Here is a 13,361-nt window from a genome sequence, read left to right on the forward strand (position 1 = left end):
CCTCTTTCTAAATATAAGGGCTCCTACCCGATTATCCTTTGATGCCGGAATTCAAGTTGATCGATTGAATGAAATACTTCTGCGCAAACGCGAAGAGCAGCAGCGTCGGAATCATGGCGAGAATCGCCGAACCGACCAATTGCCCGATCATGCGATAGTTGCCGTAAATGTCCTGAAGGAGCAGCAGCCCCGCGGTAACCGGCATTTTATCGACATCCGTGTACACGATAACCGGCCAGAGGAAGTCGTTCCAGGAACCGACGAACGAGAACAAGCCGCACACGATCAGGATCGGCTTCATCAGCGGCAGAATGATCGATACATAAATACGGAAATCGTTGGCGCCGTCGACGCGCGCCGATTCGTCAAATTCCTGCGGCACACCGAGCATGAACTGTCGGACCAGGAAGAGGTTGCCCATGCCCGCAAGCCCGGGAATGATCATGGCCCAAGCCGTGTTCACCCAGCCGAGCATATCGATGATTTTATAAGAAGGAATTAAGTTCACGACGTTCGGGAAAAAAGAAATGCCTAGCAGCGTGAAGAACAGCGCGTCTCTTCCTTTGAACTTCATGCGGGAGTAGCCATAGCCGGTGAGGGAAATGACCAAAACCACCAGAAGCGTATGCGACACGGCGATCACGACGGAATTCATCAGCCAGCGCATAATCGGAGCGGTCGACGTATTCGACAGGATGGTCGAATAATTTTCGAGCACGAACGCTTCGGGGAACAGTCTGAAGCCCGTCGATACGACCTCGGTCTGCGACCGGAAGGAGGTCGATATTCCGAATATGACGGGAAGCACCCACAACAAACACAAGATGATCAAAAACGCGTAGGCGATATATTTCGAGAAGCTAAAACCTTTCGTCAATGTCATGACACCTGCCTTTCCTTATCCGTCGATTCTACCTTGCGCTTCGGTTCATCACATAGTATTGCAAAGCCGAAATGATCAGAATGACGATGCCAAGCAATACCGCCATCGCCGAGGCCATTCCCGCAATCGATTCCCCGTGGCCGAACGCGAGCGAGCGAATGTACATCATGAGCACATGCGTACTTTGACGCGGCCCCCCATCGGTCATCATGAGCGGCTGGCCGAACACGTTGAACGCTCCCGCCGTCGTCATGACGAAGGTATAGATGAGCGGGAAGTTGATCGACGGCAAGGTGATGCTGAAGAACTTGCGGTACGAACCCGCGCCGTCTATCTCGGCAGCTTCGTACAGGTCTCTGGCCACGCCTGCTAGCGATGCCCGGTAGATGATCAAGTTGCCGCCAAGGCCGCCCCAGATCGTCATGACGATAATAATGATCCACGCGTAAGGCTGCGTCGCCTGCCAAGCGGCTTCCGAGCCGAAGATGTTATTGGTAACCCCCAACTGCTTGTTGAAGATCAGAAGCCAGATCAGCGCCGCCGCGGAGATCGAGATCAAACCCGGCACGTACAGGATCGACTGCATGAGCCCTTTTGCCCGCACATACTTATGCTGAAGCGCGACCGCGGCCATCAGCGGAAGGACGATCAGAAGCGGCACCGACAGCAGCACGAACAACAGCGTGTTCTTCAGGCCGTTCAAGAACTGCGTATGAAAGGTCGATTCGGTATCGAACAGGATCGTTTTATAATTGGCAAGACCGACCCACTGCGGATCGTTCATGAGATTCCATTGCGTGAAGGAAGCGTAAATGCCGTAGATCGTCGGCAGCAATATGAACACGATGAACAAAATCAAATGAGGACCAACGAATAAATAAGGCGTAATCGCTTTTTTCATGTGCTCTCCTTCCTATAGAAAGGAATGTGTCATGTGCTAGACATGACACATTGCCTTCCACCGTTTATTGAATTAGGAGTTACTTGGCCCCGCTTGACTCGTTCTCGGCAATCTTGTCCTCCACGAACTTCTGCATCGTGGCAAGCGTCTCGTCCAGATCGATGTTGCCTCTGATGAGGTCGGCTGTATAGGTGTCGACCGCTTCTTGAATGTAAGGATAATGTTCGTACGTGTAAATGTAGAGCGACTGCGTCTGCACGTCGTTCGACGTGAAGAAAGACTGCATATAGTTCTTATACTCCGGAGATTCGATAACTTGTTTACTTGCGACGATTTGTCCCGCTTTCGCCCACTCCATCGAGTTCTGACGAATGAATTCAAGGAATTGGCCGATGCCCGCTTCTTTCTCGTCGGCGCGTTTCTCGTTCTCGAACATCGCGAACAAGTGCGAGGAAGAACGGTTCGTGAATTTGTCCGGGGATACGGAGTAAATGTTCGTTACGCCAAGGTTCAGCCCTTCAACGGCGGCATGCGCCGTCGAGCTCCACGTTCCATCCGTGGAGAACAGTACATTGCCGGATTGGAACATCAGGAAGCCGTCTTCGCCGAACGGCGTCATCAGGCCGGCGTCGGCGATCTTTTTCACCGATGTATAAGCTTGACGGAACACGTCCGAATCTACAGCAGGCTTGCCGTCCACTTGGATATCGCCGCCCAGGTTCTGGATTTGCGCCAACATAACCCATCCGATCAGCGCGTCGTTCACCACGTACTGGCCTTCCTCCATCTTGCCTTGCAGCTCCAGCATTTCGTCGACCGTCACGTTATTGTCGTCCAGCCAATGCTCTACGCCGTATTTCGCAAGCAGGTCTTTGTTCACGTACATCGCGTTGCTGTGAATATCGAGCGGCACCGTATATTGAACGCCGTCAATATTGCCGGTATTCCAAGCTTGCGGCAGGTAGTTCTCTTCCTTCAGCTCAGGCTGCGCCGCCATAATGCCCGTCATAGCCTCGAGCTTGCCTTGCTTCACGAATCCCGGAACGCGGTCTGCATGGATGATCGCCAGATCGGGAATGTCCTTGCCGGTGCTCAGCACGGTAGAAATTTTCGTGTACATATCGGCCGTCACGACATGCTTGACTTTGATTTCCGGATTCGTTGCGTTGTAGTTCTTCACGAGCTGGTCCATGAACGCGCCGTCTTCGCCGGTGAGCGGCGTCCAGAAGGTAATCGTCTTGCTGCTGTTGCCGCTGCTGCAAGCGGACAGGACCGTCATTAAGGTGAAGCAGAGAATTAACGCATGAATAAATGGCTTTTTCATTTGTACTTTTCCTCCCTTTTTTTAAGCAACCCTGAGTGAAGCGTTTACAACTGCCTGTTTAAGCGGTTACATCTCCGAAACTTGCAACACCCCTTTAATTTCGTCAACCACTTTGGCGACTATTAAAGAACTTTACATTCGCCAACAAAGTTTCGCTCAAATGTTAACCATTGAACAGTTTTATTAACCTCGTGTTTTAGAATAATATCGAATTCCACCAATTGTCAACAACTTTTTGTTAAGTATTTTATGTTTATATGAAATAATCACGAAAATGGTTTTGATATTCACCTTTTCCTTGTCAATTAGTATTTAAGTGCTGTATATTTAATATAAAAATGAACTATCGGAAGAGGGTCGCATGGAGACAATCGTATCGGAGAATAATCTCCCGTTATTCGAAGCACTGGCCAGCAACGTCCGCATCAAGATCATCGAGCTGCTCGGACAAGAGCCGATGATTATGAAGGACTTGGCCTCCGCGCTCGGTCTTAGCAATTCCATCATCACCATGCACGTTAAGAAGCTGGAGCGGGCCGACCTGGTCCGCACCGAGATGATTCCCGGCAAGGGCGCGTCGCAGAAGCTATGCACCCTGGTCGCCGACCGGATCGAGCTCGTATTCCCAAGCAAAGGGCTCATTCCGCGCAACTTCCATATTACGAACATCTCGATCGGCCATTTCACCGACTTCGACGTCGTTCCGACATGCGGACTGGCGTCCAAGTACAAGATCATCGGAGACGGCTTCGACGATCCGCGGTACTTCCTGGACCCGGAACGCGTCGACGCGAAAATTTTGTGGTTCTCGAAAGGTTTTATTTCGTACAAAATTCCGAACTACCTGAAGCCCGACGAGGAGCCGGAAGAGCTTGAGCTCACGATGGAGCTCGCTTCGGAGGCGCCGCTTTCCAACGAGCATTGGCCGTCCGATATCTCGTTCACGTTCAACGGCTTCCCCATCGGCAAGTGGACAAGCCCCGGCGACTTCGGCGGCACCCGCGGCAAGTATACGCCGGAGTGGTGGAACATCGAGATGAACCAATACGGCCTGCTGGTTCACATCCGCATCAATGCCGACGGCACCTTCATCGAAGGAACGAAGGTTTCGGACTACACGATCGGCAATGTCGACATTAACCGGCTGCAGTGGGACCTCAAGCTCGAGGTCAAGGAAGACGCGAAAAATATCGGCGGACTGACGATCTACGGCGCCGGATTTGGAAACTATTACCAGGATATTGTCAGCAAGCTGACGTATATCGATCGGAAGAAGCTGAAATAACGCGGTATATAAAAAAGAGACAGACCTGCGCGGTGTGCGGGTCTGTCTCTTCTTTGTTGCCTTAGATATTGGAATCACACGTGTGGCTATCGCTCGCTTTGCTGTGCGCCGCGCACCAGTAACGACCACGCGTGTCGCTATTACTCACTTTGCTGCACGCCTCGCACCAGTAACGACCACACGTGTCGCTACTGCTCACTTTACCGCGCGTCTCACGCCAGTAACGATCACGCGTATCCTTATCGCTCGCTCTGCCGCGCACCGCGCGCCAGTAACGATCACACTTGTCGCTATTGCTCGCTCTGCCACGTACCGCGCGCCAGTAACGATCACACGTGTCGCTATCACATTGCTAGCCGTCCCCAACCCGCCTCACCGACTCCCGGACAACAAGCGTAGGCCGGATATACATGCGCAGCATCTCTCTGCTCGCATGCTTGAGCGACAGCAGCATTTCAGCCGCGGCTTCGCACATCTTTTCTTTCTCCACCCGCATGGTCGTCATGCCCGGCCCACCGTCTGCTTCGTATTCCAGATCGTCAAAGCCGATAATCGATACATCTTCCGGCACCTTCAGCTCCCGCTTCCGAAGCTGCTTGGCGAGCAAATACGCGATCCGATCGTTCCCGCAGAAGAACGCGGTCGGGAATCCGTCCAGACGCTCCAGAAAAACCTCGATCTCCCGCTCCGTCTGTCCAAACCCGGCGGAATCCGTTAATACCCGGCCCATGTCTACCTGAAGACCATGCTGCTGCATAGCGCTCCAGTAGCCAAGCCAGCGTTCCTCATGGCTCGTCGTCAAATTCGCCGGGCCAATAAATCCGATCTCGCGGTGCCCCGACCGAACAAGCGTCGTAACGGCTTCGCAAGCTCCCTCGATGTTGGCCGTTGCCACCACCGGACAAGGCAGCTCCCGGTGATACGAATCCAGCATGACGAGCGGCGCGTCAAGCTCCCATACCAGCCTCGCATAAGCCTTGTCCACGATTCCGAACAAAATAATGCCGATATATTTGATCTCTTCGCAATGACGAGGCAGCTGAAGAGACGACTCCATCTCGGAATCGATCGGCGCAATGACGGCGCTCAGCCCCCGCTTCCGAATGCTCCTCTCGAGTCCCCAGATCATGTCATGGTAGAACCGGAAATGATCGTTATCCTGATAGCTCATGATCCGCTCCGGCACGAGCACCAGCACATTCCCGCTCGCCGGCGATTTCGCCGCGAACGTGCCGTAGCCCAGCTCCTTCGCCGTCTGCAGAACGCGGAACCGCATTTCGTCGCTGACGCCCTTCTTGTCCTGCAATGCAAGCGATACGGCGTTTTTGGAGATGTTCAGCCGATCGGCGATATCCTGCATCGACACCTTCTTCTTACGGGCCATCGTTCTTTTCAATCCCTTCGAAACATGGTAAACTTAACCCAACTTTACTTTACATATATTTATTTTGTCAAGTTTGTCAAGCGATGCGCTATAAGGAGGAAAAAAGCTGTGAAATTTGCACTAGGAGTCGATATCGGGGGGACGAAAACGGCCTTGGGACTTGTCGATTCAGAGGGACAGGTCCTATCTAAAACCTCACTTGCCACTGACCTCTCGCTTACGCCGGATGAGATGGTAGGCAAAATGGCCGATGCGGCCCGGACGCTGTTGTCCTATAATGGTCTGCAAGCAGCCGATCTTCAAGGAATTGGCATTGGCGCGCCGGGACCTCTCAACACCAGGCTAGGTCAAATCGCCGAACCGCCGAACCTTCGGAGCTGGTGGGGCTTCCCCATCGTGCAGGCGTTCCAAAGTCACTTCGCGGCTCCGATCGTGCTGGAGAACGACGCGACGGCCGCGGCGCTTGCGGAGAAGTGGGTCGGAGCCGCGAAGACGGCGGACCACTTCGTCTATATTACGATCAGCACCGGCATCGGGGCGGGCATCTACAGCCATGGCCGGCTGATTACCGGCGCATCAGGCAATGCCGGGGATATCGGGCATATGGTCGTCGACCCGGCCGGAGGCGCCTGCAATTGCGGACAAAGAGGCTGCTTCGAATACATCGCCTCCGGTACGGCGATCGCGCGGGAAGCCAGCGCTCTGCTAGGCCGTCCGGTTACGTCCAAGGAAGCGTTCGAGCTTGCCTTCTCCGGTCAAGACCCGGCCATGGAGCAGCTTGTCCACCGCGTATTCGAATACATGGGCATCGGCTGCGTGACGCTCATCAACACCTTCGATCCCGAGCTGATCGTCATCGGAGGCGGCGTTTCCCAAGTCGGATCGCCCTTATTCGATGCCGTCAGCGGCTATGTGAAGCGCCATGCGCTCAATCCTTCCGGGCGAACTACGCCTGTCATCCCTGCCGAGCTTCAGCAGGATGCCGGCCTCATCGGCGCGGCGGCTCTCATTCATATTAAGTACTAGAAGAGGAGTGTTTCATTTCATGAATCAACCGATTTTTTTGCAGCCCGTGTTTCAAGAACGCATCTGGGGCGGAACAAAGCTGAAGGAGCTGTTCGGCTACTCGATTCCGACGGAGCAAACCGGGGAGTGCTGGGCGATTTCCGCGCATCCCAACGGGCAAAGCATCGTCAAGGACGGCCCTTATGAAGGCATGCCGCTAGGCACGCTTTGGACCTCGCATCCGGAGCTGTTCCGCTCGGGCTCCAAAGTGTTCCCTTTGCTAACCAAACTGCTGGACGCTTCCGATGATCTGTCCGTTCAAGTGCATCCCGACGACAGCTATGCGGGAGAGCACGAGAACGGCGAGCTCGGCAAGACGGAATGCTGGTATATCGTCGATGCGGAGCCGGGCGCTGCGATTATTTACGGCCATGAAGCCTCTTCCAGAGAGCAATTGCGCCAGATGATCGAGAGCGGGCAATGGGAGGAGCTGCTGACGAAGGTACCGGTCAAAGCCGGCGACTTCTTCTACGTACCGAGCGGAACAATCCACGCGCTGGGCAAAGGCATCGTCGTGCTGGAGACGCAGCAAAGCTCCGATACGACCTACCGGGTGTACGATTACGACCGCCGCGACAAGGACGGCAATCTGCGCGAGCTTCATCTCGAGAAAGCGATCGACGTCACGACGATCCCGCAGGCCTATGAGCCTGCCAAGTACTCGGCAGCCGAACGCGAAGGCATCGTCCAGACGACGTTTGTATCGAATTCGTTTTTTACCGTCGAGAAATGGGACATAACCGGCCGAACGGAAATGCCGGCCAACGAAAAATATACGCTCGTCAGCGTCATCGGCGGCAGCGGCCTGCTCCGCGTTCTGGACAGCGAATATAAGCTGAACAAAGGCGACCACCTCATCCTGCCGGTCGACTTCGGCCCGTACGAGCTGGATGGCGAGCTCAAGCTGATTATTTCGCGGGAGTAGCAGCTCTCGGCTATGCAGAAAGGCGTCCCCTCGAGGACGCCTTTTTTCACCAATTTTCCGTAGTAATATCGAAACTTCCGAGCTTGACCAGCGGCTTCTTTCCCCTATTTCCTTTCTCCGTGGAAACGACTCCCTCTTCATTCGTTGTCGTTATGATATAGTCTCCGGTGAGCAGGTTGTAATCTTCTTCTGTCCGCGATTCGTCGCCCGTAAAATGCTCGCCCTTCGTCGCTCCGATCAAATACCAATCATCGTCTTGATACCGGAAGCGATATTTGCTGTACCATCTCCAGTTGCTTCCCCCATAATGACTTACGACGACAGAGCCTCGATCGATCGACAGCGATTCGAACGGATCTCCCCATACGCCCCCTTCGTCGGCTCTCATGAACACCTTGTCTGCGATGATGGAGAGGGAGAATTCGCCGGCGGAGGATCCGAAGGCGATGAGCAATACGCGCCGAGGCGCCCCTTCTGCTTCTGACTCCGATTGTTCTATGATCATCGCCACGTCTTGGACTCCGTCTTTGTTCAAGTCTCCTTCCGCAACAATGGGATCGCCCTTCGCTGCTACTCCCCACCCTGCAGGAATGAATGAGTAGTCCGAAGAGAGCGGCGGATCTCCTTCAAAGGCGGCATTGCTTTCGCCACCCGCGCTGCAAGCAGACAACAAGAATACAAACGTAATAAAAGCTAGAAATCGAATTTTTTTCATGAAAACTCCCGGTTTAATGTATTCGTTGAACCACGGTCCCTACTCAGCCCAGCCGGGCACTTTGCGGTTCTTCATCTGCTGGGCGTACGCCTCGTCCCATTTCTGCAGCGTCTCGTTCGCCGTCAAGTCTCCGGCAACCAGCTCCTGCTGGTAGCCCCAAAAATCCATAAAATCCACGCCGACGAGCAAGCTGTCCACATGCGGCACCACTTTGCCGGGACGGATGTAATCCCTGTTCAGTATCTCCAGCCATTCGGGCAACGCAGCCTTCTGGTCGTTGAATATCGGCGTATAGCCCCATCCATTCGTAAATACATCCATATTTTCAGCTTGGGAGAACCAGTCCAGAAACGCCTTGGCCAGCTCCGCGTGCTCCGATTTTTTGAAGATGGAGAACATGCCCTGGCTCTGAATTTGCGTAATTCTGTCGCCGTACACCATCGGCGCCATTCCCAGTTCGATATCGGCGTTTTTCTTGAGAACGTCGTTGATGAAGAAATGTCCGGACACATACATCGCCGCCGAACCGCTTGACATGGCGTCCACCGCGCTGGTGTAGGTCGCGATCATGTAATCGCGGTTCGTGTAGCCGTTCGCCCGTAACGCCACCATGTCGTTCAGAACCTGCGCAAACTCGCCAATGTCGCCCCAATTCGCGCGGTTCGTCATCAGCTTGTCCCACGTGCCCTCCGGCGCGACCTGCGGAGCGGCGCTGGTAAACCAGGTCTGCGTCGTCCAGCTGTCCTTATCCGAAGCGTACAGCGGGATGATGCCCAGCTCGTTGAATCGCCTGCATACCTCCCACAGCTCCTCTATGGATCTGGGAATTTCCAGGCCGTTCTCCGAAAACAGTTTTTTGTTATAGACGATCCCGATTGTCGAATTCGAGGATACCGGCAGCCCGTAAGCCTTCCCGTCTATCCTCTTCGATTCCAGCTCCGCCGGGATCACGCGCTCCATCCATGGTTCCGACTCCTCCAGCTCCACAAAGCGGTCCGTGCCGATCTGCATCATGACGCTCTTGTCAATGCGGACGATGTCCGGCGTTTCGTTGGTGAACACCTTCGTCTTGATTAGATTGACCCATTGGTTGTCGGGGATGACCTGAACGTTAATCTTGACGTTCTCCTGTTCCTCCTCGAATTGCCGGATGGACTCCTTCAGAAACTCCTTGAAATGGGTTTGCGGCAGCATAAAGGTAAGCGTGACAGGCTCAAGACCCGCGGCAGGCTTGGCGTCCCCGCCCAAATTGCCTCCGAAGCAACCCGCGGTCAGAACAACAACAACGACAATGATGAACGGAATTCGTAAGCTCTTACAAATTCTCAACGCATTCACCTCGAATGGGATCAGATCTCTTTCAATTATGATAGCAATACTCTCTCGTAATCTCAAAGCCTATTTCGTTAAAAGCCTTTAGGCATGACGGGGCTGTATGCGCTTTCAGAACCCTGTATCCTATGGTACAATAATAGCTAAACGACGTTATAAATGGAGGCTCCAATGAAGCAGGGGCGCAAGTTTTCGCAGCAGCTTTTTCGAGCGTATTCGGTGCTTATCTCCGCGCTTCTGTTGATGCTGTTCATCGGAATCTTCGTTGTCGTATACAACGATCAGATTCGCAAGGAGATCAACGCCCAACAGGAGTTTGTTCAGAAGACGCAGCAGCAGGTCGATATGTCCCTCCAGAATATGGACCGGATCGTCAGCGGGTTATTGTTCAACAAAGATTTTATGCAGATCATGAAGACCGAAAATATGGCATTATCTTATACGAAGTACAGCAACGAGATCCTGGATACGTTTGTCTCCTTAGACGCACCCTTGTTCCTTTCCCATCGCATCATCGCCTTTACTCCGGAAACCTATTTCACGTTTACAAAAAACGTAGAGGATCAGACCCACATCCTTAACGCGATCAAATCCTATGAGCCTTATAACTCGCTGATTCAGGCAAACGGCGACAAGGTGATCTTGCCCGTTCACAACGATCCCTTCGGGGTTACGGACGTGCCGGTCTATTCGGTGGCGCGCACCGTCAACGACGGTCTCAATGTATATGGGGTCATCGAGGTCCAGAACAATTATGAGCAGCTTGAATCGTTTTGCTCCGTAGATTTTCAACCCGGGGACTGCGTCCTGTTCTCCGAAGAAGGAGAAGTGGTGTATCCATGGAAACAATCGGAGGACGAGACGTTTCTGAACGAGCTCTACGCCGTCATCGCGGATCAACCGGGACGATCGGGCAGCTTCCAATGGGAAAATCACCAAATCTCCTACATGGCCTCCGATTACTCCGAGTGGATCACGGTCATCTACTCCCCGCTTACCAATATGCTGCCGGACTGGAGGCTGGGCGGCTTCTTTCTGCTGAGCTTTGCCGTGGCTCTGTTCTCCCTTCTAGGACTTGTTCGTATCCTCACCAATCGTCTGACGGCGCCGCTGTCCAAGCTTAACCGGCAGATTAATAAAATCTCCTATGAGAACCTGTCCGTGCGTACGCCGAATTCGTATGACATAGCCGAGATCGAGAACATCAACCGCTCGTTTCAGGCCATGCTTAAACAGCTGGAGATCGAGATTGAGCAGAACGCGCAGGCAAGAGCCAATGAGGAGCGCGCCAACTACATCGCGCTGGAATCGCTGATGAACCCGCACACGATCTACAACACCATTACGATGATCGAGTCCGTCTGCTATATGAACGGAGATTATGAGGCGGCGGATTTGTGCATCGCCTTCTCGCAAATGCTGCGGTACATATCCGACAACACGAGAAGCACCTATACAGTCGAGGATGAGCTTCAGCACCTGAATCATTACGCGATTCTGATGAAAAAGAGATACGAAGGGCGGCTGTTGGTGGAGGTTTCCGCCGATCCGGCCCTCCTGGCTGAGATCATCCCCAAATTCACCTTGCAGCCTTTGGTGGAAAACGCCATCAAGCACGGGATGAACCGCAACACCACGCCGTTTATCGTGCGCGTCGCGATCGAGACCGCCGCTTCCGGCTGGCGGATCCGCGTAACCGACAACGGAAAAGGGTTCGCGCAAGAGAAGATTGAAGAGGTATATGCCTTATTTGCTTATAGCGATCATTCCCTGCAGGGCAATAAGAAGGACATTCTGAACATGAAGATCGACAACATGGCGCTCAACAACATCTACATTCGCTGGAGAATTATGAAGGGCTCCGACTTCCGTATCCGAATTGATCATTTGGAGCCGTCCGGATGCGTGGTCGAGCTGGCTGTTACCGAGGGAGGGGAGCTGCAACATGCTAAGGATATGTCTAGTCGAGGATGAAGAATATGCTCTAAAGAGCCTTCAGAGGAAGATTATGGATTTAAACGGCCCTTATGAAATCGTAGGCACGGCCTATAACGGGCTGGACGCGCTGGATGTCATTGCGCAGACCTACCCCGATGTGGTGATCACCGATATCCGTATGCCGGATATGGACGGCATCGCTCTGCTTGAGTGTATCGATGCTCGCCACAAGAGCATCATTACCGTCATCCTTAGCGGTTATCAAGACTTTGAGTACGCCAAAAAAGCGATCCGGTTCGGCGCGGAGGACTATTTGCTTAAACCCGTTGTTACCCAGGAGCTCCGCGATTGTCTCCAAAAATGCGGGGATAAGGTCCATACCGTTCGTAACGCCAAGCATATCGAGGACTTTCTGGCGGAGGGCGCTCCGATTCAATGGATGGACACGGAGCACTTCCTCGTCTACCTTATTTTGGGTAACCCCCTCTCCAATCCGGAAAGCGTTATTCATCCTAACGGTTTCTATATTCCTTCTCAGGATATTGAGCAAAAGCTCAAAAGCATGATTCCCGGCCTGCGTCTGGCGTCATGCTTTATCGGGGTCTGCTCCAATGAAAAGGTCATTATGATACAGAAGGGAAAGATGACGGAACATTTCCTTTCGCAAAAGCTCCACGAGATGGCCGAAGTTTTAGAGCGCGAGTACAAATCCTCCGTCACGCTCTCCTATAGGGCGATGCAAAAAAACGACCGAATCGATACGCAAATTAATCGGATGCGAAAGATCGCCACCCAAAGCGTATTGCCGGGGATGAACAGCGTCGTGACCGAAATACCTAAAAACGAATATGTCACTCCGAATATGAACGACACTATCGCTTATTTGGCATTATGCATCCGCCAGGCGAAGCATCAAGCTTTGAACGCTAAAATACAAGCGCTGTTCGACGAATGGCAGGCTTGCAGCTACCCGCTTCGCGCCGTGCAGAACGATCTGATCTACATTGCCAATTCATTAAAGCACAGTTTATCCGTCACGGACCATTTCGAGTTTACCGTCGCCTATTATATTGAAAATATCATTTCCATTTCCGGCACGTACGCGGATTTGGCCCATCAATTTTATCAATTCATTATCGAGCTTTTCGGTCTTTCGTCGGACAACGGCGGCCAAATCCTGTCTCCTGAACAGCTGGTGGACAAAATCGAGCAGTATTTCCGCGGCAATCTATCGAGCAACCTCACGTTGCCGATGCTCTGCTCGGAAATGAATTACTCCAAGGCGTATCTGTGCCGCGTGTTTAAGAAGCAGAAGAACATGACGCCTATCGACTACTTTATCCATTTGAAAATCGAGCGGGCCAAAACGATTATTCAGGAGTGTCCCTCCCTGTCGGTCAAGGATATTGCCAATTCGCTCGGCTTTAACGACACGTATTACTTCAGCAAAGTGTTTAAGCGGGTAACCGGCCAGCCGCCAACGGCGATGAGGGAGCATGCACTCGCAACAGCGTCGGAGGATAACGCGTAAGCCTATATAAACAAAAACGAGGCGCTTCAAGCTGCGAAGCGCCTCGTTTTTGTTTCAATATATCTGCACTATTTTCAA

11 protein-coding genes are annotated in these 13,361 nt (G+C 52.9%); 5 read left to right on the forward strand and 6 right to left on the reverse strand.

All coding sequences use genetic code 11. The features are described from left to right. Positions 1–31 precede the first annotated feature (31 nt). The 3 genes from NQZ67_RS06560 to NQZ67_RS06570 all read right to left on the reverse strand — a co-directional run bounded on the left by NQZ67_RS06560 (position 32) and on the right by NQZ67_RS06570 (position 3,108). Entirely contained in the window at positions 32–883 is an 852-nt protein-coding gene (locus NQZ67_RS06560) for a carbohydrate ABC transporter permease (protein ID WP_257443914.1), read from the reverse strand. A gap of 28 nt (positions 884–911) precedes the next feature. Continuing rightward, positions 912–1,784 carry a carbohydrate ABC transporter permease gene (locus NQZ67_RS06565; protein WP_257443916.1) on the reverse strand — a complete coding sequence of 291 codons (873 nt, stop codon included), beginning with the start codon at positions 1,782–1,784 and terminating at the stop codon, positions 912–914. Between the two features lie 79 nt (positions 1,785–1,863). Further along, complete coding sequence (locus tag NQZ67_RS06570; RefSeq protein ID WP_257443918.1) at positions 1,864–3,108, reverse strand: extracellular solute-binding protein; 1,245 nt, start codon at positions 3,106–3,108, stop codon at positions 1,864–1,866. Between the two features lie 361 nt (positions 3,109–3,469). On the opposite strand from NQZ67_RS06570, the gene NQZ67_RS06575 reads away from it, so the two are divergent. Next, positions 3,470–4,393: an ArsR/SmtB family transcription factor gene (locus tag NQZ67_RS06575; protein ID WP_257443920.1), complete on the forward strand. Its 924-nt coding sequence runs from the start codon at positions 3,470–3,472 to the stop codon at positions 4,391–4,393. 352 nt (positions 4,394–4,745) lie between these two features. Here the strand turns inward: NQZ67_RS06575 and NQZ67_RS06580 are convergent, their stop codons facing one another. Beyond that, on the reverse strand, positions 4,746–5,777 hold the full coding sequence (locus NQZ67_RS06580) for a LacI family DNA-binding transcriptional regulator (RefSeq protein WP_257443922.1): 1,032 nt from the start codon (positions 5,775–5,777) through the stop codon (positions 4,746–4,748). Between the two features lie 108 nt (positions 5,778–5,885). Between NQZ67_RS06580 and NQZ67_RS06585 the strand changes: the two genes are divergently transcribed. Continuing rightward, entirely contained in the window at positions 5,886–6,803 is a 918-nt protein-coding gene (locus tag NQZ67_RS06585) for an ROK family protein (protein WP_257443923.1), read from the forward strand. 19 nt (positions 6,804–6,822) lie between these two features. After that, the gene (gene manA / locus NQZ67_RS06590) at positions 6,823–7,767 is read left to right on the forward strand and encodes a mannose-6-phosphate isomerase, class I (RefSeq protein WP_257443925.1); all 945 of its coding nucleotides are present in this window, start codon (positions 6,823–6,825) and stop codon (positions 7,765–7,767) included. Positions 7,768–7,813: 46 nt separating this feature from the next. On the opposite strand, the gene NQZ67_RS06595 is transcribed toward manA, so the two are convergent. Then, complete coding sequence (locus NQZ67_RS06595) at positions 7,814–8,482, reverse strand: hypothetical protein (RefSeq protein ID WP_257443926.1); 669 nt, start codon at positions 8,480–8,482, stop codon at positions 7,814–7,816. 39 nt (positions 8,483–8,521) lie between these two features. Next, entirely contained in the window at positions 8,522–9,811 is a 1,290-nt protein-coding gene (locus tag NQZ67_RS06600) for an ABC transporter substrate-binding protein (protein WP_257443928.1), read from the reverse strand. A gap of 174 nt (positions 9,812–9,985) precedes the next feature. Between NQZ67_RS06600 and NQZ67_RS06605 the strand changes: the two genes are divergently transcribed. Both NQZ67_RS06605 and NQZ67_RS06610 read left to right on the forward strand, forming a co-directional pair. Further along, entirely contained in the window at positions 9,986–11,788 is a 1,803-nt protein-coding gene (locus NQZ67_RS06605) for a cache domain-containing sensor histidine kinase (protein ID WP_257443930.1), read from the forward strand. Positions 11,789–11,822: 34 nt separating this feature from the next. Beyond that, positions 11,823–13,283: a response regulator transcription factor gene (locus tag NQZ67_RS06610; RefSeq protein ID WP_257443932.1), complete on the forward strand. Its 1,461-nt coding sequence runs from the start codon at positions 11,823–11,825 to the stop codon at positions 13,281–13,283. The last annotated feature ends 78 nt before the right edge of the window (positions 13,284–13,361 follow it).

Source organism: Paenibacillus soyae (genome assembly GCF_024623455.1).
Taxonomy (GTDB): Bacteria; Bacillota; Bacilli; order Paenibacillales; family Paenibacillaceae; genus Pristimantibacillus; species Pristimantibacillus soyae.